Below are 24,764 nucleotides of genomic sequence, written 5' to 3'. Positions count from 1 at the left end.
GCCTTACCAATCTTTTCGGAACTATGCGAAAACAGATAGAAACCAGTATATAATTGTAAGCTTGCAAAGACGTTTAGGAGGTTTTAACCATGAAAAAACTAGAACAAACATTAAAGCAGCTAGATGGCAAAGGATATAAAGCATTAAAATCCATTCAAGGAACGTATCAAGGAGCTTTTTACGACATGCACATTGATTACGTCCAAGGGGACCCGTTTGCAAGCCCTTCAAGACTTCGTATATTCGTGCCTATTGAAAAAACAGACTTTCAGCAGGAATCTTTCAATACGAAACAACGAAATATCGCTTTTTCTCATTTTTTTGCAAAAGAAGTGAACAAACATATTTATAAGACAAACAACCGCGTACATGGTACCGGAAAAAGTGGCCTCATTTATATCGATGCTCCAGGCCAAGAAATGCTAGAGCGTTCTGCAGTAAAGCTAACAAACAAAGGTATTGAATTTCGCTTGTCTACTGGTTTACCAGCACAAGGTAGAAAAATATTAGGGCAAAAATGTGTTCAACTCCTCTGTTCGATGATTCCAAAAATTATTGAAAACACGTTAGCTTCCTATCATAAAAACGAGTTACAAAAATACCTTCAGTTAGCAGATGACCAAGAAGCAGTGCGACAATATATAAAAGAAAATGATTATGTTACGTTTATTGCAAATGGCTCCATTTTACCTAGACAAAGTGGCATTAATAATAAACCGTTACAAGGTGAAGGCGTCATTCCTTTCAAATCCCCTAAAAAATATGAAGTAGCTATCACGCTACCATCGAAACGTACCATTACTGGGATGGCTATAAAAAAAGGGATTACGATGATTGTCGGTGGTGGATATCACGGAAAAAGTACTTTGTTACAAGCCATTGAGCGCGGAGTCTACAATCATGAATTACATGATGGACGTGAATTCGTCGTAACTGATGATTCTGCGGTGAAAATCCGTTCAGAGGATGGACGAGCAATCAACAAGGTTGATATTTCACCGTTTATTAATAACTTGCCGTTCGGAAAAACAACATCAAAGTTTACTTCAGAAAATGCGAGTGGTAGTACATCTCAAGCTGCCAATATTATGGAGTCAATCGAAATCGGGGCTAACCTTCTTTTAATAGATGAAGATACGAGTGCAACGAACTTTATGATTCGAGATGCAAGAATGCAGCAACTTGTCTCTAAAGAAAAAGAGCCGATTACACCATTTATCGACCGAGTTGAACAACTATATGAAGAAAAAGACATCTCAACAATTTTAGTCATAGGTGGTTCTGGGGACTATTTCGATGTGGCACATCACGTCATTATGATGGACGAGTATCAGCCATTTGATCGTACAGAAGAAGCGAAAAATATCGAACAATCATACGAAAATCAAAGACAGAAGGAACAAGCAAGCTCTTTTCATGACTTACAGCTACGCCGATTTGAAAAAGAAAACATCGAAAAGCTCTTCGATCGAAAAGAAAAAGTAACGAGTAAAAGCTTACACTCGATCTCGATTGGAAAAACAACCTTAAACCTTCAATATGTCGAACAATTAACAGATCCAAGTCAGACAAGAGCGCTTGCTAATATGATCAAAAAGATGGTGAAAGACAAGCCATTTCAAGGTTCAATGAAAGAAGTAATTCATACCCTTTACAACGAGTTAGAAAAAGACGGAGTCGATTATTTATCACCATATAAAGACCAGCATCCAGGTGATCTTGCCATGCCGCGAAAACAAGAGCTTGCTGCGGCTTTAAATCGAATTCGTACGAAATAATCAAACATTTTGAAGCACAGAAAAAAGTTGACTTAATGCTTGCAACCGAAAAGCAATAAGTCAACTTCTTTTGATTCAGGAAAAAATACGGTTCGTACTTCTAACCGTCTTATGTTTTTAATTTTCTTCAAAAAGCTTTTTGTATTGTCCGTACCCTTCTTTTTCTAAGTCGGCTTTTGGAATAAATCGAAGAGATGCAGAATTAATACAATAACGAAGTCCCGTTGGCGCTGGTCCATCGTTAAAAACGTGCCCTAGGTGAGAGTCTCCTTCTTTACTTCTTACTTCTGTTCGAACCATAAAGTGTGTAAAATCGGATTTTTCCACAATACTTTCTTCGTGAATGGGCTTTGAAAAGCTCGGCCAACCACAACTAGAATCAAATTTGTCAATCGAACTAAACAGCGGTTCACCTGAGACGATATCAACATAAATCCCTTCTTCAAAATGCTTCCAAAATGCATTATCAAACGGTTTCTCCGTTCCATCTTCTTGTGTTACTTCATACTGAATCGGTGTTAGTTTCTTTTTTAACTCTTTTTTATCCATTCATGTCACCCCAATGTCTATTGATGAAATCTTCTCTCCCGCTTCCTTTTCGGTACATCTTATAATGAAAAGCGTTTTTCTTATAATAATCTTGATGATACTCTTCTGCAGGATAAAATCGCTTCGCTTCTCTTATTTCTGTAGCGATCGGTTTTGAAAACTTCCCGCTCTTCTCAATCTCCAGTTTCGATTGCATCGCTTTTTCTTGCTGCTCTTCATCATGATAAAAAATAACCGTTTGATAGGATTCTCCTCGGTCATGAAACTGCCCACCTGGATCTGTCGGATCAATTTGTGACCAAAATATTTGTAACAGTTTTTCATATGGAAACACATCGGGATCATACGTAATCTCAACAGCTTCAACATGACCGGTTGCATTCGTACATACTTGTTCGTACGTTGGATTTTCAATTTCCCCGCCGGTATAGCCAGAAATGACTTTATGGATCCCTGGTTGTTCATCAAAGGGTGAAACCATACACCAAAAACACCCTCCTGCAAAGGTAGCCTTTTTCAAGTTTTCTCCCATTTCTATCACCCTTTCATTCATTTAATGAAACGATTTTATTCATGTTCACTTAACCGTGTGTCCAGCCACTCGAGGATTTCTTTAGCACTTCCTTCGAGATGGTAATCAAACGCTGAATGCCAATCGTCAATTTCTTTATTGATCATGACCGTTTTTCCAGACGTAATCGCTGGAAGTTGATTTACAGGTGAAACACGTAAACTAGACCCAATAACAAGAATTAGTGAAGCTTGCTCAATCGCTTGAACGGTTTTCTCCCACTCGTGAACCGGCAACTGTTCGTTAAAAAGGATCACATTTGGCCTTAATTTCCCACCACAATTTTGACATTGTTCTTTTAACATAAACGAATGTTCATCGACTTGCCACGCACAATTGTGACATGAGAATGTCCGAATGCTTCCGTGCAGTTCAGTGATTTGTTCCGATCCAGCCAGTTGGTGGAGACCATCAACATTTTGTGTTGCAACGAGTTGAATGTGGTTTTCTTTTTCCCATTTAGCTAATATTTGATGTCCTTTATGAGGTTCTGTTTGTTTTAACAAGTCGACTCTCGTTTTATAAAACTCCCAGAAAAAATCATAATTATTGTCAATGGCTTCAGGAGTGGCAATTGTCGTCGGGTCTACGTTTTTCCACCAGCCGGTTTTTGAACGAAAGTCTGGTAGCCCGCTCTCGGTTGACATCCCAGCCCCTGTTAAAACCACAGTGAAGGTTGATTTCTCAATTTCTTTTAAAACGGCTTGTAAGTATTCTTCCACCTTTGAGAGCCTCCTTCTTGCGCTAGTCACTGATCGACAATACGTCATCAACGTGTGAGCCGTACATCTCTCCAAACGTATTTAAATGGACGAGCAAATAAAACATTTGATAGATCGGTTTACGATTTTCGTAATCTGTATCAATTGGCTTTACCGTTTTATAGGCTTCATAAAATCGATGACTAAACCCGCCGAACAATTCCGTAAAAGCTAAATCTACTTCATGATGCCCATAATAGACGGACGGGTCAATAAAATAAGGATTCCCATTCGTATCGCATAAAACATTACCAGACCATAAGTCACCGTGGAGTAATGATGCTTGAGGATTAGAAGGTAACGCCTCTTCGGCTAAATCGATAAATTGTTCCATTTTTCTGTGTCTCTCGTTGTTCATGTAACCACGTTTTATTGCGAGATTCATTTGTTGTTTTAACCGACATTCGATAAAATAATCACGCCAGTTTTCCCAAAGACCATTCGGTTGATGAAGCTCCCCTATGTATGTATGATCTTTGAATCCGTATTTTTCACACGTGAATTGATGAAGTTGAGCTGTTGCCTCTCCTAGTCGTTCGTTGAAATGAGGCGATTGCCCTCTTTCAATCCATTCTAACATTAAGCCTGACACAGTAGTTTCTTCACAAGCATACACTCCATAAACTTCAGGTGTGTGAATGGCTTCAACCTTTTTCATCTCTTGTAACCCTGCAAACTCCGCTTCAAAAAAATCACGCGGTACGCCCCTATTTATTTTGATAAAATATGGTTTTCTTGTCGTTTCTACAAAAAATGCTTCATTAATCTCTCCGCCAGAGACGTTTTTTATCTTTTTTATATTAGAGTGATCATTGATTTCTCGTAAGGCATTTTTTATATGATCAATCATTTCATCACCTCACGTTTATGATTATAATAAGGACAAAAAGGAGGTTTTATTACTATGAATAAAACATGCCCTAACTGTGGCGCCCTCTTAATTAAAGATGCATGGGAAACAGTTGAAACGAATGATAACGGTTCGTATGTATTCAAGTCATATTTAGCATTAAAATGTCTCCAGAGATGCGGATATTATGAGCGTGCTGACCAAAATGATCAAGAGTAATCGGTCGTGCCAGGTCCTCTTTTCATGCATGAAAACTTGAGAGCCCTGGCACTTACCACTTTCTTTTAACGTGGAATAAAACGAAGGAAATTGTTATAGGCAAAGCCTTTCACTTCATCTTCTTTATATCGCTTCAGTAAGGCGTCTACAAAGTTCCCATACTTGCCGGCATGTTCTAAGTCTCTCACGAAATAACTAATTCCATCAAAATCGGAGCCAAACGCGATATGATCTTTCCCACCTAGTTCACAGAAATGTTCAACATGTTTTAACAGATCGTCGATTGTCGACGTTTCTTCCCCTGTAATAAAGGGTGGATTAAATACAACGCCTATTAGCCCGTTTTTCTTAAACAAGGCTTGGGCTTGTTCATCTGTTAAATTACGAGGGTGCTCACAAAGCGTCATCGAATTCGAATGGGTTGCAAGTGGGTATTCCGCTGCATTGATCACATCCCAAAAAGCATTTTGAGACAAGTGCGACACGTCCGTTAAAACTTTTCGTTCATTGTTTAATTTCACCACTTCAAATCCTAACTCCGTTAAGCCACCACCTCTTGGCTCACCCGCACCATCTGCACATAAGTTCGCATTATTCCATGTAAGTCCGATTGATTTAATACCTAGTTCGTAAAACGTACGAAGTTTTGCTAAATCATTTCCAAAAGCGTCCGCCCCTTCAAGCGTGAGCATCGCACCAATTTCTCCATCTTTTAAGTTTCGGACATCATCCCAGTCGACGATCTTTTTAACGTTAGGGTTCTTTGCAATAACTTCTGTATGAAACAAATCAATTTGTTCGAGTGCAGCTTGGAACTTTTGATCCGATGGAATGTCTGGTTCAATAAAAACAGCAAATAGCTGTAGCTTTACATTCCCTGATTGTAACCGTGCAAGACTTGCATTGAGTTCTTGTGAATTCTTAAAGTTTCTCTCTCGGTTTTCCGATAATCTTAATAAAACATCGCAATGTAAATCGAAAACATTCATGACGTAACCCCCGATTTTGGTTTTTCTTTAGGCTCTTTTCGCATATTGTTGCTTCACAAAACCGTTAAAGGCTGACGCTTTCCGCGGGCACGGCTTCAGCTAAGTTTGAAAAGTAAGTATACTTCCTTTCCAAACAGGATCTTCATCTCGTGCTGTTCCCGCTGGAAGCGCAGCCTTTCACTTCTTGGAGTTTATATATTAACCCAACATTTCAAAAGCATCATTCTTTACCTGCGACGAGTAATCGCAAGAGCAATCATTTAGAAAACAGCCTTTCTTTATCATTAATCATTTATTATAAAGCATTTTTTGATATAATTCTAAATTTTCTGGTTCATTACTTTAATTAGGGTCATTGTCCGCGAAAATTTTGATTTGTCCGCGAAAAATTCGTTTTGTCCGCAAGAACGGCGGTTTGTCCGTAAGAATGGTTATTTATCCGCGAAAATCTTGATTTATCCGCGAAAATCCCAATTTATCCGTATCTTAAAATGATTTTAATTTAGCACTACACTATTTAAAAATCAACAAAAAAATCCCGACATCGCTGCCGAGATTTCATTTATTATAAAGCAATTTTTCGATATAATTCTAAATTTTCTGGTTCATTACTTTAATTAGGGTCATTGTCCGCGAAAATTTTAATTTGTCCGCGAAAAATTCGGTTTGTCCGTAAGAATGTTGATTTATCCGTAAAAATCTTAATTTATCCGCAAAAATACCGATTTATCCGTATCTTAAAATGATTTTAATTTAGCACTACACTATTTAAAAATCCATAAAAAAACCCCGACAACACCTGCTGCCGAGGTTACCGTTTATTCTGTTGGTTTTACCATATTTTCGGGTTTGACGTATTGTTCAAACTCTTCTTCTGTTAAATATCCTAAGTCGACCGCAGCTTCTTTCAAGGTTGTATCTTCGTTAAATGCTATCTTTGCAATTTCTGCTGCTTTTTCGTAACCGATATGTGGATTTAATGCAGTAACGAGCATTAATGAGTTTTTCACATGGTCTTCAATAATGCCTTCATTTGCTTCGATGCCTTTCATACACTTGTCATTGAATGAATCCATGCCATCACTTAATAAGCGGACAGATTGCAGGAAGTTGTAGATGATAACTGGTTTAAATACGTTGAGCTCAAAGTTTCCTTGGCTTGCGGCAAAACCGATCGTTGCGTCATTGCCGAATACTTGTGAGACAGCCATTGTCAACGCTTCACTTTGTGTCGGATTGACTTTCCCTGGCATGATCGAGCTACCTGGTTCATTAGCAGGAAGGGTTAATTCCCCGATACCAGAACGTGGTCCGCTTCCGAGCCAGCGAACGTCATTTGCTATCTTCATTAAATCAGCAGCTAATGCTTTTATTGCTCCATGAGCATAAGTGATCTCGTCGTGACTAGTTAGTGCATGGAACTTGTTTTCAGAAGATGAAAATGATATTCCAGTAATCCGGCTAATTTCTTCTGCTGTGTAATCGCCAAATTTCACGTGGGCATTAATGCCTGTTCCAACGGCCGTTCCGCCGATCGCTAAATATTTGAGATGTTCAGCAGACTCTTTAATCATCTTTTCACTACGCTCTAACATGTATTCCCAACCGCTTAACTCTTGACCTAGTGTGAGTGGTGTTGCGTCTTGCAAGTGGGTCCGACCGATTTTTATGATATGATCAAATTCTTTTCGTTTCATCGCAACCGTTTCTTTTAAACGCTCAAGAGACGGTAGCAAGCGTTCATGAACGTCCTTTAATGCTGCAATATGCATCGCTGTTGGAAACGTATCGTTTGAGCTTTGCGACCTGTTCACATCGTCATTTGGGTGAATCCTTGTTTCCTTGCCTTGTTCTTGAAACAATTCATTTGCTCGATATGCGACAACTTCGTTCATGTTCATGTTTGACTGAGTGCCGCTCCCTGTTTGCCAGACGACTAATGGGAAATGTTCAAACGTACCGTCTTTTCTAAGTTCCTGACAGACGTGTTCAATCATCTTCCCTTTTTCTTCTTCGATGTTTTCTAGACGTCTGTTTGCCGCAGCACATGCTTCTTTTAAAACCGTAAAGGCCTCAACAACTTCTACTGGCATTTTTTCTTTGCCGATTTTAAAATTTTGTAAACTTCGTTGTGTTTGTGCGCCCCACCATTTATCGGCAGGTACTTTCACTTCCCCTAATGTATCTTTTTCAGTACGATAATCCATGATTATTCCTCCTTGTAAACAAAACTTGGCTTATCGCAAGTCCTTATGGCGAAAGCCTTAGTTGCAAAAAGCATAACTCCATTGATTAAACTACAAGTTGCGACGAGCAAGCATAGCGGCACAGGAGCCCCAAACAACAGCCTCCTCGATATTACCGATCTGCGACGAGTAACCGCAGGAGCAACGAGCATTCGCTTCTCCGAATATTCTTCGAGCTGCCTCGACGCATCTTCTTCCATGAAGTGCTTGAAGAGGAAGAGGCACGGAGCCTGCGACGAGTAAACTCAGGAGCCACGAATCGAAAATCACTCTGAACGAGTATTTACGATTTCAGAGAAGTTGAGGTCGTGCCCGCGGCAAAGAAGACACCGTGAAAGCAAACGAAGTGCAGCTTGAACGGATGTCGCGCTTGTGCCTAGAGGTGCAAAGAAGACACCGTGAAAGCAAACGATGTGCAGCTTGAACGGATGTCGCACTTGTGCCCAGAGGTTCAAGTATCCACCTATAATGACGAAAATCAACAACTAACTTTAACAGAGCCAAAATGTAAAAAAGGTCTATCATTAACGTACCCTTGTTATGACATTCATAAAACGATGTTTAAATAAGACGTGGCATCCGTAAAGAAAGACGACACAACATACAAAATGAAAAGAAGTAGTCCGATGCCAATAAAAAACTTCAAAAGTTTGCCGACGATTTTTATTAAAATCAATCCTACGATAATTACAACAATCCAAGTTAAAATATCCATATTCATTACCCCTTTTATGTTCACTACTTTTATTTTAACGGTTCCGTTTTAAACTGTCATGAATGAAGTTTTGCTCAAAAAATCATCCTCTTTTAATTTGAAATTTCTGAATATTACATATATGATAAACGTAATCTAGTTATGAATGTATCTTATTTCGGAGGTGTCAACATGGACGTTTTAAAACCGAAACAAGGAAATTATAACTTATCAGATTATGAAAACACGCGTAAACAGTTTCGTTGGGATGAAGTAAAAAAGAATTTCTCATGGTTTAAAACAGGAAAAGTAAATATGGCATACGAAGCTATTGATCGACATGTCGACGAAGGAAAAGGTCAAAAACCTGCCCTGCTCTACTCCGATGCTACCCGCGAAGAAGCTCTTACTTTTCATGATTTAAAAGAACAATCAAATCGAGCAGCTCACCTATTTAAAAGCTTACATGTGCAAAAAGGAGACCGAGTTTTTGTTTTCATGCCAAGAAGCCCTGAGCTATACATCACTATATTAGGGGCGATAAAAAGCGGTGCGGTCGTCGGTCCATTATTTGAAGCATTTATGAAAGATGCTGTAAAGGCCCGACTAGAGGACAGTGAAGCAAAGGTTTTAGTGACAACTCCTGAACTACTCTCGCGTGTCCCTTATGATGAACTACCTGCGTTAAAATCCATTGTTCTCATTGGTGACGATGTCCCTAATGATGACAGGTTCGTGTCATATCATGATGAAATGAAAAAAGCACCAGCTGATGATTCGGCAACTGAATGGGTAGACCTGGAAGATGGAATGATTCTCCATTATACGTCAGGTTCGACTGGAAAACCAAAAGGCGTTTACCACGTTCACAATGCGATGCTTCAGCATTATCAGTCTGCAAAATGGGTGTTAGATTTAAAAGAAGATGATGTTTATTGGTGCACGGCTGATCCTGGCTGGGTTACAGGTACGTCTTATGGTATATTTGGGCCTTGGTTAAACGGAGTTACCAATGTTGTACGTGGTGGCCGCTTCTCTCCAGATGACTGGTATTCGACGATTGAAAAAAATAAAGTAACCGTTTGGTATAGTGCGCCAACAGCTTTTCGCATGTTAATGGCCGCGCCAAAGGAATCGATTGAAAAACATGATCTTAGCTCTCTACGTCACATTTTAAGTGTCGGGGAGCCGTTAAATCCTGAAGTTGTAAGATGGGGAGTAGATGTATTCAACCACCGGATTCATGATACGTGGTGGATGACCGAAACGGGTGCCCTTCTTATTTGTAACTATTTATGTGAATCGATAAAACCAGGATCAATGGGAAAACCGTTACCTGGTATTGAAGCTGCGATTATTAATGATAACGGGGAAGAACTTCCTCCTTATGAGATGGGTCATTTAGCAATTAAAAAAGGCTGGCCTTCGATGATGAGAAAAATCTGGAATAACGAAAAGAAATACAATGAGTACTTCTCTATTCCAGGTTGGTACGTATCAGGCGATACCGCCTACCGTGATGAAGATGGCTATTTTTGGTTCCAAGGACGAAATGATGATGTCATTATGACGAGCGGAGAGCGTGTCGGTCCATTTGAAATTGAAAGTAAACTCGTTGAACACCCTGCTGTGGCAGAGGCTGGCGTTATCGGAAAACCAGATGAGATTCGCGGTCAAATTATCAAAGCCTTCATTTCATTGCGCGCAGGTTATAAATATAGTGATGAATTAAAAGAAGAAATAAAAACGTTTATTAAAAAAGAACTGTCTGCGCATGCTGTACCACGTGAAATCGAGTATAAAGAGAAACTACCGAAAACGCGTAGTGGAAAAATCATGCGTCGTGTCTTAAAAGCTTGGGAATTAAACGAACCAGCTGGTGATCTATCAACGATGGAAGATTAACATCACCATATGTATTCTTTAAACCGATCACGATGAGTCCTCTCATGTGGTCGGTTTTCTTCTTCACGAACTGGTTACGTATCATCATGGTGATCCTTCTTTACTTCTTCTCACAATTCATTCGCCCCCCAAACACAAGCTATAAAAAAAGAGAGGGACATCACCCTCTCTCTAATTATGCTTTTTCAATTAATGTGCAAATGCGTGGTTACCGATTGTCATCGTAATTGTTCTTGTATGAATCCAGCTTGATGTCGCTGTTTCTGGGTTGAAAAAGTAAATCGCTCCATTTGTCGGATCATAACCGTTAATTGCTTCTTCTACAGCGCGAACCGCATCTGCGTCTGCTGCTCGGTTAATGTGACCGTTCTGTACAGGTTCAAATGCAAAGATTGTCCCATTTTCATACGTCTCATAAATAACACCATTTACAGATGAAGGAAAGTCCGCGTGATCCATACGGTTTAGTACAACAGCCGCTACTGCAACTTTCCCTTTATAAGGCTCACCTTCTGCTTCAGCATGTACAAGACGAGCTAATAATTCTCTCTCTTCGGCTGAAAACTGAGAAGTCGTTTCAACCGCTTGGCTAGATGTTGATGATGAAATTTGTAATGTTTGACCAGGGTAAATAACATTCGACTGTAAGCCATTTTGTGATTTAATCTGATCTACAGAAACACCATACCATCCAGCAATTCTCCATAGTGTTTCGCCAGAACTTACGACATGTTGTTGTCCATTTTGTGAAATTGTTAACCTTTGGTTCGGGTAAATGACATCACCTGAAAGTCCGTTCGCATCTTTTAATTGTTGAACGGTTGTTCCGTATTGTTGACTAATGAGCCATAAACTTTCGCCTGATTGCACGACATGTGCATTGTTATTTGCATAAACGGTTACGCCAGAAAGTAATAATGCCACTGACAAGAAACCAGCAATGAATAACCTTTTCATGAAATATCCCTCCTATTCATACACACCATGGTAACGGCATACAAATTTTATGTCTTTAGTAGATCACTAGAAACATAACTATAATTATCCAATTTTTTTGCCAGTTTTCATAAAATTTTGTATGATAATAATAGAATTGCCGAATTTTCAGCACCTTTGATGATTTTTCGGCACTTCAAATGTTAGGGGGTTAACATGTTTGCTTCTGATAAAGATACAAAAGAAATGTTAAAAGCCATTCTTGATTCAATTGATGAAGGAATTCACGCTGTAGACCAAGGTGGAACAACGATTTACTACAACGAAATTGCGGCTGATCACGACGGACTGAAACGAAATGACGTTATCGGTAGACCGTTATTAGACATTTTTCCATCACTTTCACGTGATACGAGTACATTATTAAAAGTTGTCCGTACCGGTGTCCCAATTTATAACCAGCCACAAACATACCGTAATATTAAAGGAAAACTCATTGATACGGTGAATACAACGATTCCAATTGTTGTTGACGATAAAATTTTAGGTGCGGTAGAAATTGCGAAAGATTATTCTAGAATTAAAGATTTATCGAAGAAATTAATTGATTTACAAGCGGAAATAAAGGTACGAAAAAAAAAGCCGCTAATTGTTGAGCCGAATGAATCGCATTATCAGTTTTCACATTTTCTTACAGTGAACAAAAAAATGAATGCCCTTAAAGAAAAAGGAAAAAAGGTCGCGAAAACGACTTCTCCGATCCTTGTTTATGGAGAAACTGGGACGGGAAAAGAGCTATTTGTACAAAGTATTCATAATGCTTCAATGAGAGGAAATGGGCCATTTATCTCGCAAAACTGTGCCGCTATTCCAGCTAGTCTTTTAGAAAGTATGTTATTTGGTACGACAAAAGGAAGTTTTACTGGTGCAGAAAATAAAGAAGGGTTATTTGAGCTAGCTCATGGAGGTACATTGTTTTTAGATGAAATACATACTCTCCCTTACGATTTACAAGCAAAATTGCTCCGCGTCCTAGAAGATGGGATGATTCGTCGAGTTGGATCAAACCAAGTCATTCAAACAGATGTTAGAGTCATTACAGCGACAAACGAACCGCCAGAAACATTAATCGAAAAGGAAACATTGCGAAAAGATTTGTTTTATCGTTTAAATGTTGTCTCATTCTCCCTTCCCCCTCTTCGTGAACGACTTGATGATTTACCTGAGCTTATCTCTTTTTTTATTAATAAATACAATTTACAATTTCAAAAAAACGTTCAAAGTGTATCGGACGAAGCAATGCAATTATTAATGAATTATAAATGGCCTGGGAATGTACGAGAATTACAACATTGTATAGAATCGGCGATGAACTTAACAGACGATCCAGTTATTACTCCCGACATATTACCGGATTATTTCGTTCAAAAAAACCGCTCCTTATCTTCCATTGAAATTGAACATGAAAAAGGATTAAAGGAAACATTGTCGGAAATTGAGAAGACATTAATAGAATCGGTGCTTACAGAAATGAACAACAACGTAAATCAAGCGGCCAAACGATTAAAACTACCAAGACAGACACTTCAATACAAAATCACGAAATATAAACTAGATTCATAAACGCCGAATTTTCGGCGTTTTTTCTTGCTTCTTTTTTTTATTTTTTCAAAAAATCCCACAATGAAAGCATTTTCCCGTCATATCTCACTTGGCATTGTTCTTGCATAAATTAACATACCGAGAAAATTTCCACAGGGAGGACTTAAAATGAAAATGGACTTATACAAACCAGAGCGTCATTGGAAAGAGTTTGAATTATGGAAAGATGTTACGGATGAACAATGGAATGACTGGATTTGGCAGCTAACGAACACGATCCGTACGTTAGATGATTTAAAGAAAATCGTAAACCTTACTCCAGAAGAAGAAGAAGGAGTTAAAATATCGACGAAAACAATTCCCTTAAATATTACACCTTACTATGCTTCTTTAATGAATCCGGACGATCCGAGGTGTCCGATTCGAATGCAGTCTGTACCGGTCTCTCAAGAGATCCAAAAGACAAAATATGATCTTGAAGACCCATTAGCAGAAGATGAGGATTCACCGGTTCCAGGACTAACGCACCGTTATCCAGATCGTGTTCTTTTCCTCGTTACGAATCAATGCTCGATGTATTGCCGTTATTGTACGCGTCGTCGCTTTTCAGGGCAAATTGGGATGGGCGTTCCGAAGAAACAATTGGACGGTGCCATTCAATATATTGCAGAGCATCCAGAAATTCGTGATGTTCTCATTTCTGGCGGAGACGGCTTACTCATTAATGACCAAATTTTAGAGTATGTATTGAAAAACTTACGAGCGATTGATCACGTTGAAATTATTCGAATCGGAACGAGAGCACCTGTCGTTTTCCCACAACGAATTACAGAAAACTTGTGTAACATTTTAAAGAAATACCATCCGGTATGGTTAAATACTCACTTCAATACATCTCTTGAAATAACAGAAGAATCGAAAAAAGCGTGTGAAATGCTTGCTGACGCAGGTGTTCCTTTAGGAAACCAGGCCGTTATTTTAGCAGGGATCAATGATAGCGTAGAAATTATGAAAAAACTCATGCACGACCTTGTAAAAATAAGAGTTCGCCCTTATTACATTTACCAGTGTGACCTATCAGAAGGAATCGGTCACTTTAGAACACCAGTATCAAAAGGCCTAGAAATTATCGAAGGATTACGTGGTCATACGTCCGGTTACGCTGTGCCAGCCTTTGTTGTTGATGCACCTGGTGGCGGCGGAAAAATCACGTTACAGCCAAATTATTTGATCTCACAAAGTCACGACAAAGTGATTTTACGAAACTTTGAAGGGGTTATAACATCTTATCCTGAGCCAAAAGAGTACACACCAGGAACCGCTGAAGATTACTTCTATAATTATTATGAGAAAAAAGAAGAAAAACGTGCAGGTGTCGCTGCGTTAATGAATGATGATAAACCAAACCTTGTCCCTGAAGGGTTAAACCGAATTGATCGAAGAAAAACATATGAGACCGATGAATCACACCAATCGCTAAAGGACCAACGTGGAAAACGAGATAAAATGAAAGAACGTAAGTGGAAAAAAGAAATGGAGCAATATTCGGCGAAAGACGGAGATGAAAAAGAGCAAGCATAATTTTAAAAAGGAGGAATGCACCAATGAAATGTAAGTGGTGTGAATCTGATACAGCCATTCACTCCTTAGAATCTGCGTATTGGGAGCTACCTGATGGCACGAGAGCGGTAGAAATAACTGAGGTTCCTTCAGTGAAATGTGATGATTGTAATATGGTTTATATTGAAGAATCATTGATCGATGAAATTGAAGATCAGTTTATGCTTATCGAAACGAAAAAATTAGGAAAAACCTTTTCTTACAAAGAACTAATGGAGCAACCAACACTGTTAAAGAAAAACTACTTCAAGTTTTAGACGAAAAGAATGCTGACTCATTAATCATGAGTCAGCATTTTTACTATCTTTGAGTTTCTTCTATCTTCTGGCTTCTTTTATTATAAGTTTCCTTATTTATTCCGTATAAAAACCATGGTGAAGGGAGTTCAAATGGATGGTCCTCAGGTAGCAATTGTGCTTCTTCCTTCGTAAAATCCTTCCATATATACGTCTCTTCATCCGTTTTTTCTACTAGTTTACGATATTCATTTGTAACTGTTTCCCACAATCCGCTTTGAGATAAGAAATCATCCCACGGATAAACTGTGTGTAAATAATGATGCTTCTTTTGGTCGTACTTTGTAATGAGCACTCTCGTTTGTTCTTTGTTTTCAAAGAACGACCATTTCTCTAAATTTTCTTCGTTAAATAACGCTTCAGAAGCTGGGAATGGATAATAACATTCATAAGGAAAAATTCTCGAGCGTTTAATAAAAGCTTCTTCGGCCCAAGACTTTTTCTCTTCTATTGATTGTACTTCTCTCCAAGGCTCCGTTCCAGTTTCAAATTGAGACACATCACTCGTTATCGCCCCATGTAGTTGCACATAGTTCGTTAAATCTAATTTTTCAAGGACACGACGTGCTGGTTTATTATGTTTTTGCGTATTTGCACCAACCCATTGAATGTTGCTAAGCTTGAACGCTTCCTTCATTATATATGCAGAAAGTTCTGTGGCAAGATCCTTTCCTCTAAAATTGATGTCACTTCTAATTCTACCTAACATTGCATAACGATTGGCAAAAATCGTGTAACCTGCCATACACGCTAGTTGATCGTCCATAAAGACACCGAACAATCGGTGATTCCCCGTTGTCAACCTGTCAAATATTCGCTTTACGTAATCATCTTCTATCCCTGTATCCATGGCATCGACATAAGGAAAGTCTTCACTATGTAGTACTCTAATCGTTTTGTTCATTTAACAGCCCTCCCCCATTTTTTCATAACATATATATTCTTAACTTTCATTATAAACACGAATGGCAACAATTTGCATTTAATTTGCTAAGAATGTTTTCTTTTTTCTGAATTTACACCTTTATAGGATTCTCTCCATAATAACGTACGATTTACCTCCCCTTTCAAATTTATCGTTCGTTACTTCTAAACCAAATTTATGATAGAATGCAGCTTTTTCCTCTCGAGCATTACACCAAATTTTCTTCACACCTTGTTTATATGCTTCTCTTATAACGTAGTCCAACAACATACTCCCATATCCTTTTCCCTGTTCGTGCTGTAGCGTTGCAAATTTACGAAACTGTGCTTCATTGTTATGAATAAATAGTGAGATGACGGATATGAGCGTCTCATTTTTGTAAAGTCCGAAATGACTCCCTTTGTCGTCCTCTTTTAGCTTAATATAGTCTATATCTCTATCTGGCCACATAACAATATGACGTACTTGCCATGCTTTTTCTTTACCTATTTCTTTAATTCGTATTGTCATCATCAAAACACCTCTAGTCGCAATCTACCTCCCATTTTACATTTTGGTGATGATCAGTCAATTTTAAAATTGTAACGTGTGGATTCCGATTCACTCGGGTTGTTCATCATTTTTTTGAATTATTCACGAGTTTTACGAGTTGTTCATCAATTTTTTAATTTCTTCGCTACTGTCTTTCCCTACTTACTTGCGCATTTTACTCGCTTACTTGCGAGTTTCTCTTTTTACTTGCGACTTTCTCCTTTTATGAGTTGCAAAAGAGTAAATCACAAAAAACTTAAGTTAATTCGTAGTACAATTCGCAAGGAATTCACAATACTTTTACGAACTCAAAGGAGCTTGGATATCCAAGCTCCTCAAATTCGATCATATTCCAACTCATAATGACATGAACTAGTGATTCCTCATCTAATAAATGTGCAAGAAAAATAAATTTCATTTTCGGACGGGAATCCCACCCGTTTTATGAAAACCTAAGCTCGGTTGCATACGCTTCCAGTTAGTTCGATAACAATCAAGATCAAGTGGTCAATAATTATGTTGTCTCTTCTTTATTAATTCATAGTAAAGGCCTGTAACTGTTTGAACCACTAGGAAAACAATCACAGAGTAATACTGATTATAACCATTTTGATAAGTGATTACATCCATCCATATTGATATCCTCTCCATGACTAGTCCAATGATCGTCCATCCTAGTACATAAAATAAAAATTTCTTTTTATCGATGTTCAGTCTTTCATAAAAATAAATAAAAAAATAACTGAACGTAGCAAATAAAAAATAAGTTAAAAGGTCAAATAACTCGTACTTGTTTGAATCATTTACTTTATAGAAATTAAGTAAACCTCCACCAATCGTGAAGTCAAAGAAAGTTGAATAGGCAAATCCCCACACTAAAAACATAGATGTAACATCACGAGGTAGTTTTTTAGGAAAAAGAAAAAAGGCTCCGTATGCAATAATTAACATTGATAAGATATATATCTCATTTTTATCGAAATTCTCATATAACATCATGTGTTCTTCACCTCACTATAGGCTATTTTCCTAAACGCTTTGAGTACATAATATCCAATGAGGTGAAGTGTTAAAAAGTATATAACTTCGTACCCAAAGTTCCATTTTTCATGTGTTGTTATATTGAGTTGTGTAGAAAGAAAACTTAGCCCCAACATGATTGCCACAGTAGAAATGACGATGACAACCGACTTAGCAACACTATTGCTTTTTTGAATTAAATTCAACTGCATGATTATTAACATGGGAAGTATTACACTGCGGTTGAGAATATGCGCAGTATAATCAAGACCATCTTCCGTAAGCGTTATGAATTTAAATTCTTCAATAATTATCCATGAAAAATTAATACTTACGATTAATATGATTAAGTAAACAAATGTATTTTCTACAAGCGAAAGTTTTTTTGGCATAACAGCAAAAGCCACACAGACTAGCCAAGAAGCGAAGAAAAAAATCGTAATCCCCATAAAACCCTCCTATAAGACTTATATTCTGAATCTTATTATTGGTCCTAAGTACATAATTATTCCTATTCTTTCCTAAAAACGTTAAACAGAGATTACTAAGTTATCCTGCTCGTAGGTGCACTCTTATTCCATTAACCTGCACGCCTAGTCCTAATGGCGAAAGCCTTAGTTGCCACAAGCATAACTCCATTGATAAAACTAAGAGTTGCGACGAGTAATCAAAAAAACACATGTGACTCCTTTTGCGGAATCGCATGTGTTTTTCTTGTGAATGCTTGCCTGTACCTCTAAACGTAATCCGTTAGTTCTTATTCTCAAAGTGCCTCTTATAGTTTTTTCGTCCAGACGTTCATGTCTTCAAAGCCAGTTGAAATAATGCAATTGTTCGTTAGTGTTCCTTCGTATTTGTATCCAAGTCGCTTTACTGTCATGTTCATGCCGACTGACTTTGCCCTTGTAATCGAAAAAACATGATGGATCCCTTTCTTAGGAAGTTCTTTTTCCAACGCTTGGACAATAATATGTAAAATATGTTTTCCTCGATAATGAGGATTTACAGCGCAGTCAGTAATTTCTGCACTATGATAGCCGGTGTCCATTGCAGAAGCGGCACCGACAATTTTCCCTTTATCTTTAGCGACGATAAATAAGTATTCGTTTTCTTTTGCTTTTTTTAAATACTCCACGTCAAAAATATTGGTTGGATACTTTTCAAAGACTGTCGAAAACAACTTCGCTAATTCAGGTAGTTCATTGTCGGTTACTACACTTACTTCAAAGGAAGGAGGAGTGCTCTTTAACCCTTCATCACGGTTGACAATTGACAAGACGTCTCGATTTTCTTTTGCGGTACTTGAGATTTTTCGGTCTTCCTTTAAATATTTTGTAAATATTAAAGCCTTTTGTCCGCTAAAAAAACCAGACATTTCTGCTTCTAGTTCAAAGCCATGATGATTTAGTTTATTGATTTGTCCTACTGTTGTATAAACAATGAACTTTCCTGGATTTCGTTCGCGAATCGTTGCATCTATTTTTTCTATTTCCTTTTCACTTAATTGAGGTAAATACGCAACAACCCGATCATTTTTTGAATCCATATCCCAATGTTGAATGTTCATTTATGTAGTCCCCTTTCTTCGCCACCTATCATTCGTGATGAAAAAGGAGGGATTAGCTCCCTCCTCATTATTTTTTAAAAGATACGAGCTTTAATTCTGTCATTTCTTCAATTGCATATTTAATTCCTTCACGACCGGTGCCGCTCTTTTTCACGCCACCGTAAGGCATATGGTCGACGCGAAAGGTCGGAATATCGTTTATCATAACGCCACCGACTTCTAATTCTTCAGATGCATAGAATGCTTTTTTCAGGTCATTTGTATAAACACCTGCTTGGAGACCAAAGTCTGAATCATTCACTAATTCGATCGCTTCTTCCCACGTTTGAAAGCTGTTTATAGTTACAATTGGCCCGAATACTTCTTCACATGATACTTTTACATGCGTCGGAACATTCGCAAGGATTGTTGGTTCGACAATATTTTGATGAACGTTTCCTCCTGTTATTAATTGTGCTCCGTCCTTCTCTGCTTCGTCAACCCACGAAAGCACTCGATCTTTATCGCTTGGGGTAATTAAGGCAGAAACATCAGTGGCTTCATCTAACGGATCGCCTTTTACAAGATCGTTCGTAGCCGTTTTCATTTTTTCAATGAGTTCAGCTTTCTTCTTTTCATGCACAAAAATGCGTTGTAAAGAAATACATACTTGACCTTGGTAAGCAAATGCACCTGTAACGAGGCGCTCAACAAGCTCATCGACATCAACACCGTCATCTATAATAACTGCTGAATTTGAGCCTAATTCTAACGTGACTTTCTTTAACCCAGCCTTATTTTTTAGGTGTATTCCGACTTCAGGACTACCTGTAAAAGTAATGACATTTGTTCTGTCGTCACTGACTAATGCTTCTCCAATGACACTGCCTTTACCCGTGATGACACTTAACGCCCCTTTTGGAAGGCCTGCCTTTTCAAAAAAATCGGCGATTAAAAAGGCTGACAGTGGCGTTTGGGATGCGGGCTTTAAAACGACTGGATTTCCTGCAGCAATTGCTGGCCCAAGTTTATGAGCGACTAGATTCATTGGAAAATTAAACGGTGTAATTGCCGCTACGACGCCTGCTGGTTCTCGGACAGCATAAGCGACTCGATTTTCTCCACCTGGGGCTGCATCCATATTAATGTATTCATTTGATAGTCTTCTAGCTTCTTCACTTGCGAATTTATATGTCATGATTGTCCTAGCGATTTCACCTCGAGCAGCTTGAATTGGTTTCGCTGCCTCCTGTACAATCGTCCTTGCACACAGTTCTCGGTTCTCTTCTATGAGCTTAACGACATTTTCTAAAATTTCCGCTCGTTTATATGCGGGCATTTTTTTTAGTTCTTTCTTTACTTTGACAGCAGCACCAAGCGCTGTATCAACATCTGCCTTTGATGCTAATGGTATTTGGGCAATTTCTTCTTCACTATAAGGAGAATATAAGTTTTGGTACTGTTCTGTTTCTACCCACTCTCCTGCTAGAAACAACTTCTTTCTCATGATAAAGCCCCCTCTACATTGCAAACTGTAACCTTTTGTTCTATATAATATAATTCCATACCGTTTAGCATTATCCTTCACGTAATTTACGGTTCATTATGGTCCGACAAGGATGTTTGGTTTTGTGCCTGTCACTTCAGTGTCTGGCATTCAAGTGACAGGCACCAACCACAACAATTTTTCACAGCTTCTTTTCTTTGTTACACCAGTCGATAATCGTATTGGCTAGTATTTCGGAAAAATGTAAAGCCTTGTCGACCTCGATATACTCATTTGGATAGTGGGCCATACTCGTTACTCCTGGGCCGAAGACGACCGAAGGCGTATTTCCGACATAAGTTAATAATCCACCATCAGTTCCCCATGGAGAAGCTTCGACGGTTGGAGGGGCTCCTGAAATTTTTTCATAAGAGTTTGTTAATATATTCATAAGTGGGTGCTTGGTATCAATGGAACCTGGCAACCACCTTGCCCCAAACCATTCAACTTCAATCGGATGCTTCTCAAACCAAATATCTTTTTCAGCTAACTTTTTCATCCATTGTTTAAATTCAGCCTTTGCTTCTTCGATGGTTTCTGAAGGGGAGACACCGTATCGTCCTTCAACCTTTACTAAATCAGCGACAGAAGATGGCCAATCTCCACCTTGAATAATCCCAATATTGATCGGGATTGGGATAGGAATTTCTGAAAACAACGGATCATCAATGCGATCATTTCGAACTTGTTCTAACTCTTTTATATGATCAAGGACAATTTGTGTTTTTTCGATGGCACTGACACCTTCGTATCTCGTACCTCCATGAGCTGAAACACCTTTAACATATAAACGGAACCATAGTGATCCTTGTTGTTTCGGAAAGATTTTCATTTGTGTTGGTTCTGGGATGATCGCAGCATCAGCTGTATAGCCTTTTAAAATGGCTTCAAGTGTGCCCGCTCCTCCACTTTCTTCTTCTATTACACTATGAAAAACGATATCGCCTTTTAAGGGGACTCCACACTCTTTGATCGCTTTTAAGGCAAAAAGCATGGCTGCATTTGCCCCTTTCATGTCTGTTGAACCACGGCCATAAACTTTCCCGTCTTTGTATACTCCTGAGTATGGATCATCAACCCAATTTTTTCGATCTCCTTCAGGAACGACATCGACGTGACCATTTAAAACTAACGAGTGACCGTTACCTACTCCTTTTTTTACCCCTACGACGTTGGGACTTCCTTGAAACGAGTCTCTTGTAGAAATGAAAGCCTGATGTTTTTTTAAGGACGCAACTTCAGGTTCCCACATATCTACTTGAAATTGAAGCTCATTTAGTATTTCTGAAACTTGTCTTTGAATGCCTAATTCATTTCTTTGTGTTGATGGTTGCTGGATCATTCGCTGAATCATGTCAATTAGTTCCTCTTTATTGTTTCTAATCCATTCACGTATGTCTGATCTCATTTGGATCAACTCCTTCCTTCTGAAATCGTTGTTGGAGGCTGTTTTATGAGTAATGGTGCTCCTGTTTTTTCTTGTACTTCTTCTAACGTATATGGTTCAAATACTTCATCCAATTGTAGACCATCATTTGTAATACTCATGACTGCCATCTCGGTGATAATCATGTCGACGCATTTTCGTGCAGTTAATGGTAATGAACACGCTTTAACGATTTTTGGATTTCCATATTTATCTGTGTGATTCATCACTGTAATGACTTTTTTGGCTTTTTGAGCTAATTCAATCGCTCCACCCATGCCTGGCACTCTCTTTCCTGGAACGATCCAATTAGCAAGATCTCCTTCATCACTAACTTCAAGTGCCCCGAGAATCGTCATATCTAGTAACCCTTTTCTAATTAATGCAAACGCCATCGCACTGTCAAAATATGATGCACCTTTTGCAGCAGTGATCGGTATTCCTCCGGCGTTACATAAATTCGGATTTTCTTCTCCTGGTACAGGACTTGGGCCAGTTCCTAAAACACCATTTTCGGCATGGAACATCACAGAAGAATCATTGACATAATTGGCAACTAACGTTGGAATGCCGATTCCTAGATTGACAATCATTCCTGATTTAATTTCTTTAGCAGCTCTTTTTGCAATCGCCTCTCTTACTTCTTTTCCCAAGCCCATGCCCAGTTCACCCCTTCACTTTGTACGACATAGTCTACAAATGCCCCTGGTGTAATTACTTCTTCTGGATCAAGCTCCCCTGTTTCAACGATTTCATCCGCTTCTGCAATGGTTATGTCTCCAGCCATTGCAACGAGTGGGTTCGTGTTACGGGAACTCGTATCAAACACAAGGTTACCGAAGTGATCTGCTTTTTTCGCGTAAACAATCGATACTTTTGCAGTTAGAGCAGGCTCCACTAAATACTTTTTTCCGTTAAGCTCATATCGTTCGCTCCCTTTTTCTACAATCGGATTATCAATACCGATATCAACAAGAACCCCGCCTAAGCCTACACCACCTGCACGAATTTTTTCTGCTAACGTACCTTGGGGGAAAAACTGAACGTCTAATGTACCATCGGTCATTTGCTGTCCTGCCTTTGGATTTGAACCAATGTGACTAGCAATTAATTTTTTTATCCGACAGTTTGTGACGAGTTGGCCAACACCGATATGGGGAAAGCCGGCATCGTTACAAATTAACGTTAAGTCTTGAATGTTGTTCTTTAGCATTTCATTAATCATCGTTGGTGGATTTCCAACCCCACCGAAACCACCGATCATCACTGTCATCCCATTTTTTATATATGAACTTGCTTCTTCAATGGAAATGACTTTCGAATCTTTTTCTATTTTACTTTCCATTTTGCTCCCCCTCTCACCCTGCAGAATGAATGAACCCTTCAATTTGAAGCTCCTCTTGAACGTCGCGAACGACCTCTTCAAAAATATGAAGGAGTTTGTCAATTTCTTCTCGATTAATCGTTAATGGTGGTGCTAATAAAACGGCATCCCCAGAACTTCCTTCCACTCCAGCTGAAGATGGGTAAATAAGAAGTCCTTTTTCCATCGCTTTGTGAATCATTCGTTTTGTTACATTCACTTCCGTTCGAAACGGTAGTTTATTAAAAATATTTGAAACAAATTCAACACCTAATAGTAAACCTTTCCCACGTATATCTCCGATAATCGAATACTTTTGTTGGAGTTTCTTTAGTTCATCTAAGAAATAATTGCCTTGTTTCTCTGAGTTTTTGATGAGGTGGTGTTTTTCGATATATTCGAGTACCGCTAAGCCAATGGCAGTCGATTGCGGATTAGCACTGTACGTATGGCCACTCATAATCTGTTTCGATCCTTGTAAAATCGGCTCCATTACTTTATCCGTAACCATCGTTGCTGCAAGGGGTGTATATCCTGCACTCAATCCCTTACCTAGTGCCATAATATCTGGTACTGTATTCCAATGGTCGATTGCAAAGTTTTTTCCGCACCTTCCTACACCTGTCATTACTTCATCTGCAATAAACAAAATATCATGGTGATCGCAAATCTTTCTTATTTCTTCGTAATAACCATCTGGAGGTACAATTGCTCCTCCAGAAGCTCCAATAATTGGCTCTGCAATAAAGGCTGCAATATGTTCGGCGCCTACTCTTCTTATTGCACGATCTAATTCCTTTGCACACATGAGCTGACAGTTTGGATACGTTTCGTTGAACGGACAGCGATAACAATACGGCGGATCAACTGTTGGAAAGTCCTCTAATAAAGGAGCGAACCTAGCTCTTCTCCCCACATGACCTGACATTGATAATGCCCCTAATGTGATACCGTGATAACTCATCCACCTTGATAACACTTTATTTTTTGTTGGACGCCCCTTTTCTTGCCAATATTGCAATGCCACCTTTAACGCTGTTTCCGTTGCCTCTGACCCACTATTAACAAAAAATGACCAATTCAAGTCTCCTGGCGCTAACTCTTTTAATTTGTATGCTAACTTTTCTGCTGGTGTACTAGTAAATTGTGACCGATAAACAAATGAAACCCGCTCCGCTTGCTCCTTCATGACATTAGCAATCTCGTTCACCCCATGACCAATGCTTGCTGTTACTGCTCCTGATGACCCGTCTATATATTCTTTTCCCTCTGTATCATATAAATAAATCCCTTTCCCATATTTTGTGCAGGGATATGTTTCATCTAATTGGGGCTTTATTAAATAACTATCTTTCACACTACAACCCTCCTTTATTATTTTTTGCTTTCCT

At 38.7% G+C, this 24,764-nt stretch carries 24 protein-coding genes; 6 read left to right on the top strand and 18 right to left on the bottom strand.

Annotation, left to right across the window (positions count from 1 at the left end; all coding sequences use genetic code 11):
• Window positions 1-89: 89 nt before the first annotated feature.
• Complete coding sequence (locus tag LGQ02_RS09215) at window positions 90-1,778, top strand: ABC-ATPase domain-containing protein (protein ID WP_226517885.1); 1,689 nt, start codon at window positions 90-92, stop codon at window positions 1,776-1,778.
• 117 nt (window positions 1,779-1,895) lie between these two features.
• On the opposite strand, the gene msrB is transcribed toward LGQ02_RS09215, so the two are convergent.
• The 4 genes from msrB to LGQ02_RS09195 form a co-directional block, all read right to left on the bottom strand.
• The gene (gene msrB / locus LGQ02_RS09210; RefSeq protein WP_226517884.1) at window positions 1,896-2,327 is read right to left on the bottom strand and encodes a peptide-methionine (R)-S-oxide reductase MsrB; all 432 of its coding nucleotides are present in this window, start codon (window positions 2,325-2,327) and stop codon (window positions 1,896-1,898) included.
• Window positions 2,320-2,808, bottom strand: a complete 489-nt coding sequence (msrA, locus tag LGQ02_RS09205; protein WP_264184012.1) for a peptide-methionine (S)-S-oxide reductase MsrA — start codon at window positions 2,806-2,808, stop codon at window positions 2,320-2,322. Before msrA ends, msrB begins: the two co-directional genes overlap by 8 nt.
• An 86-nt stretch (window positions 2,809-2,894) precedes the next feature.
• Complete coding sequence (locus tag LGQ02_RS09200) at window positions 2,895-3,620, bottom strand: SIR2 family NAD-dependent protein deacylase (protein WP_226517882.1); 726 nt, start codon at window positions 3,618-3,620, stop codon at window positions 2,895-2,897.
• Between the two features lie 22 nt (window positions 3,621-3,642).
• Window positions 3,643-4,509, bottom strand: coding sequence for a fructosamine kinase family protein (locus tag LGQ02_RS09195; RefSeq protein ID WP_226517881.1), 867 nt, complete (start codon window positions 4,507-4,509; stop codon window positions 3,643-3,645).
• A 54-nt stretch (window positions 4,510-4,563) separates the two neighbouring features.
• Here LGQ02_RS09195 and LGQ02_RS09190 point away from each other — a divergent pair, with 54 nt between their 5' ends.
• Window positions 4,564-4,728: a hypothetical protein gene (locus LGQ02_RS09190; RefSeq protein ID WP_226517880.1), complete on the top strand. Its 165-nt coding sequence runs from the start codon at window positions 4,564-4,566 to the stop codon at window positions 4,726-4,728.
• Window positions 4,729-4,793: 65 nt separating this feature from the next.
• Here the strand turns inward: LGQ02_RS09190 and LGQ02_RS09185 are convergent, their stop codons facing one another.
• From LGQ02_RS09185 to LGQ02_RS09175, 3 genes are all read right to left on the bottom strand, one after another.
• Window positions 4,794-5,717, bottom strand: coding sequence for a dipeptidase (locus LGQ02_RS09185; protein ID WP_226517879.1), 924 nt, complete (start codon window positions 5,715-5,717; stop codon window positions 4,794-4,796).
• Window positions 5,718-6,535: 818 nt separating this feature from the next.
• On the bottom strand, window positions 6,536-7,924 hold the full coding sequence (gene fumC, locus LGQ02_RS09180; RefSeq protein WP_226517878.1) for a class II fumarate hydratase: 1,389 nt from the start codon (window positions 7,922-7,924) through the stop codon (window positions 6,536-6,538).
• A gap of 586 nt (window positions 7,925-8,510) precedes the next feature.
• Window positions 8,511-8,678, bottom strand: coding sequence for a hypothetical protein (locus LGQ02_RS09175; RefSeq protein WP_226517877.1), 168 nt, complete (start codon window positions 8,676-8,678; stop codon window positions 8,511-8,513).
• A gap of 171 nt (window positions 8,679-8,849) precedes the next feature.
• On the opposite strand from LGQ02_RS09175, the gene acsA reads away from it, so the two are divergent.
• Complete coding sequence (gene acsA, locus LGQ02_RS09170) at window positions 8,850-10,562, top strand: acetate--CoA ligase (RefSeq protein WP_226517876.1); 1,713 nt, start codon at window positions 8,850-8,852, stop codon at window positions 10,560-10,562.
• Window positions 10,563-10,751: 189 nt separating this feature from the next.
• Here the strand turns inward: acsA and LGQ02_RS09165 are convergent, their stop codons facing one another.
• Window positions 10,752-11,519 carry a cell wall hydrolase gene (locus LGQ02_RS09165; RefSeq protein WP_226517875.1) on the bottom strand — a complete coding sequence of 256 codons (768 nt, stop codon included), beginning with the start codon at window positions 11,517-11,519 and terminating at the stop codon, window positions 10,752-10,754.
• Window positions 11,520-11,714: 195 nt separating this feature from the next.
• On the opposite strand from LGQ02_RS09165, the gene LGQ02_RS09160 reads away from it, so the two are divergent.
• The 3 genes from LGQ02_RS09160 (at window position 11,715) to LGQ02_RS09150 (ending at window position 14,977) form a co-directional block, all read left to right on the top strand.
• A complete protein-coding gene (locus tag LGQ02_RS09160; protein WP_226517874.1) occupies window positions 11,715-13,121 on the top strand; it encodes a sigma-54 interaction domain-containing protein in 1,407 nt (468 codons plus the stop codon).
• A 147-nt stretch (window positions 13,122-13,268) separates the two neighbouring features.
• Window positions 13,269-14,681: a lysine 2,3-aminomutase gene (gene kamA, locus LGQ02_RS09155; RefSeq protein ID WP_226517873.1), complete on the top strand. Its 1,413-nt coding sequence runs from the start codon at window positions 13,269-13,271 to the stop codon at window positions 14,679-14,681.
• Window positions 14,682-14,704: 23 nt separating this feature from the next.
• Window positions 14,705-14,977 (top strand): YokU family protein, encoded by a 273-nt coding sequence (locus LGQ02_RS09150; RefSeq protein ID WP_226517872.1) that lies wholly within the window; start codon window positions 14,705-14,707, stop codon window positions 14,975-14,977.
• Window positions 14,978-15,020: 43 nt separating this feature from the next.
• Here LGQ02_RS09150 and LGQ02_RS09145 read toward each other — a convergent pair whose 3' ends face one another.
• The 10 genes from LGQ02_RS09145 to LGQ02_RS09100 all read right to left on the bottom strand — a co-directional run bounded on the left by LGQ02_RS09145 (window position 15,021) and on the right by LGQ02_RS09100 (window position 24,730).
• Window positions 15,021-15,920, bottom strand: coding sequence for a GNAT family N-acetyltransferase (locus LGQ02_RS09145; RefSeq protein WP_226517871.1), 900 nt, complete (start codon window positions 15,918-15,920; stop codon window positions 15,021-15,023).
• 120 nt (window positions 15,921-16,040) lie between these two features.
• Complete coding sequence (locus tag LGQ02_RS09140) at window positions 16,041-16,445, bottom strand: GNAT family N-acetyltransferase (protein ID WP_226518271.1); 405 nt, start codon at window positions 16,443-16,445, stop codon at window positions 16,041-16,043.
• A gap of 534 nt (window positions 16,446-16,979) precedes the next feature.
• Entirely contained in the window at window positions 16,980-17,471 is a 492-nt protein-coding gene (locus LGQ02_RS09135; protein ID WP_226517870.1) for a hypothetical protein, read from the bottom strand.
• Window positions 17,468-17,941, bottom strand: a complete 474-nt coding sequence (locus tag LGQ02_RS09130) for a hypothetical protein (RefSeq protein ID WP_226517869.1) — start codon at window positions 17,939-17,941, stop codon at window positions 17,468-17,470. The genes LGQ02_RS09135 and LGQ02_RS09130 overlap by 4 nt, the downstream gene beginning before the upstream one ends.
• Window positions 17,942-18,267: 326 nt before the next feature.
• Entirely contained in the window at window positions 18,268-19,059 is a 792-nt protein-coding gene (gene ablB / locus LGQ02_RS09125) for a putative beta-lysine N-acetyltransferase (protein ID WP_226517868.1), read from the bottom strand.
• Between the two features lie 67 nt (window positions 19,060-19,126).
• Window positions 19,127-20,545, bottom strand: coding sequence for an aldehyde dehydrogenase family protein (locus LGQ02_RS09120; RefSeq protein ID WP_226517867.1), 1,419 nt, complete (start codon window positions 20,543-20,545; stop codon window positions 19,127-19,129).
• Between the two features lie 181 nt (window positions 20,546-20,726).
• Complete coding sequence (locus tag LGQ02_RS09115; RefSeq protein WP_226517866.1) at window positions 20,727-21,992, bottom strand: peptidase; 1,266 nt, start codon at window positions 21,990-21,992, stop codon at window positions 20,727-20,729.
• Between the two features lie 5 nt (window positions 21,993-21,997).
• On the bottom strand, window positions 21,998-22,669 hold the full coding sequence (locus LGQ02_RS09110) for a 3-oxoacid CoA-transferase subunit B (RefSeq protein ID WP_226517865.1): 672 nt from the start codon (window positions 22,667-22,669) through the stop codon (window positions 21,998-22,000).
• Entirely contained in the window at window positions 22,648-23,355 is a 708-nt protein-coding gene (locus tag LGQ02_RS09105) for a CoA transferase subunit A (RefSeq protein WP_226517864.1), read from the bottom strand. The genes LGQ02_RS09110 and LGQ02_RS09105 overlap by 22 nt, the downstream gene beginning before the upstream one ends.
• Window positions 23,356-23,368: 13 nt before the next feature.
• Window positions 23,369-24,730, bottom strand: coding sequence for an aspartate aminotransferase family protein (locus LGQ02_RS09100; protein WP_226517863.1), 1,362 nt, complete (start codon window positions 24,728-24,730; stop codon window positions 23,369-23,371).
• Window positions 24,731-24,764: the final 34 nt, after the last annotated feature.

Origin of the sequence: Bacillus shivajii, assembly GCF_020519665.1 — a bacterium.
In the GTDB taxonomy this organism is placed as follows: domain Bacteria; phylum Bacillota; class Bacilli; order Bacillales; family Salisediminibacteriaceae; genus Bacillus_CA; species Bacillus_CA shivajii.
This window is presented reverse-complemented; position numbering and strand designations above follow the sequence as displayed.

What these genes read in the sequence shown, in the direction of transcription:
- LGQ02_RS09190 (WP_226517880.1), top strand. Translation starts at nt 4,564, where the DNA reads ATGAATAAAACATGCCCTAACTGTGGCGCCCTCTTAATTAAAGATGCA.
- LGQ02_RS09215 (WP_226517885.1), top strand. Translation starts at nt 90, where the DNA reads ATGAAAAAACTAGAACAAACATTAAAGCAGCTAGATGGCAAAGGATAT.
- LGQ02_RS09160 (WP_226517874.1), top strand. Translation starts at nt 11,715, where the DNA reads ATGTTTGCTTCTGATAAAGATACAAAAGAAATGTTAAAAGCCATTCTT.
- LGQ02_RS09195 (WP_226517881.1), bottom strand. Translation starts at nt 4,509, where the DNA reads ATGATTGATCATATAAAAAATGCCTTACGAGAAATCAATGATCACTCT.
- msrA (WP_264184012.1), bottom strand. Translation starts at nt 2,808, where the DNA reads ATGGTTTCACCCTTTGATGAACAACCAGGGATCCATAAAGTCATTTCT.
- LGQ02_RS09120 (WP_226517867.1), bottom strand. Translation starts at nt 20,545, where the DNA reads ATGAGAAAGAAGTTGTTTCTAGCAGGAGAGTGGGTAGAAACAGAACAG.
- acsA (WP_226517876.1), top strand. Translation starts at nt 8,850, where the DNA reads ATGGACGTTTTAAAACCGAAACAAGGAAATTATAACTTATCAGATTAT.
- LGQ02_RS09165 (WP_226517875.1), bottom strand. Translation starts at nt 11,519, where the DNA reads ATGAAAAGGTTATTCATTGCTGGTTTCTTGTCAGTGGCATTATTACTT.
- msrB (WP_226517884.1), bottom strand. Translation starts at nt 2,327, where the DNA reads ATGGATAAAAAAGAGTTAAAAAAGAAACTAACACCGATTCAGTATGAA.
- LGQ02_RS09175 (WP_226517877.1), bottom strand. Translation starts at nt 8,678, where the DNA reads ATGGATATTTTAACTTGGATTGTTGTAATTATCGTAGGATTGATTTTA.
- LGQ02_RS09105 (WP_226517864.1), bottom strand. Translation starts at nt 23,355, where the DNA reads ATGGAAAGTAAAATAGAAAAAGATTCGAAAGTCATTTCCATTGAAGAA.
- LGQ02_RS09135 (WP_226517870.1), bottom strand. Translation starts at nt 17,471, where the DNA reads ATGATGTTATATGAGAATTTCGATAAAAATGAGATATATATCTTATCA.
- LGQ02_RS09145 (WP_226517871.1), bottom strand. Translation starts at nt 15,920, where the DNA reads ATGAACAAAACGATTAGAGTACTACATAGTGAAGACTTTCCTTATGTC.
- LGQ02_RS09130 (WP_226517869.1), bottom strand. Translation starts at nt 17,941, where the DNA reads ATGGGGATTACGATTTTTTTCTTCGCTTCTTGGCTAGTCTGTGTGGCT.
- fumC (WP_226517878.1), bottom strand. Translation starts at nt 7,924, where the DNA reads ATGGATTATCGTACTGAAAAAGATACATTAGGGGAAGTGAAAGTACCT.
- ablB (WP_226517868.1), bottom strand. Translation starts at nt 19,059, where the DNA reads ATGAACATTCAACATTGGGATATGGATTCAAAAAATGATCGGGTTGTT.
- LGQ02_RS09185 (WP_226517879.1), bottom strand. Translation starts at nt 5,717, where the DNA reads ATGAATGTTTTCGATTTACATTGCGATGTTTTATTAAGATTATCGGAA.
- LGQ02_RS09150 (WP_226517872.1), top strand. Translation starts at nt 14,705, where the DNA reads ATGAAATGTAAGTGGTGTGAATCTGATACAGCCATTCACTCCTTAGAA.
- LGQ02_RS09115 (WP_226517866.1), bottom strand. Translation starts at nt 21,992, where the DNA reads ATGAGATCAGACATACGTGAATGGATTAGAAACAATAAAGAGGAACTA.
- LGQ02_RS09110 (WP_226517865.1), bottom strand. Translation starts at nt 22,669, where the DNA reads ATGGGCTTGGGAAAAGAAGTAAGAGAGGCGATTGCAAAAAGAGCTGCT.
- kamA (WP_226517873.1), top strand. Translation starts at nt 13,269, where the DNA reads ATGAAAATGGACTTATACAAACCAGAGCGTCATTGGAAAGAGTTTGAA.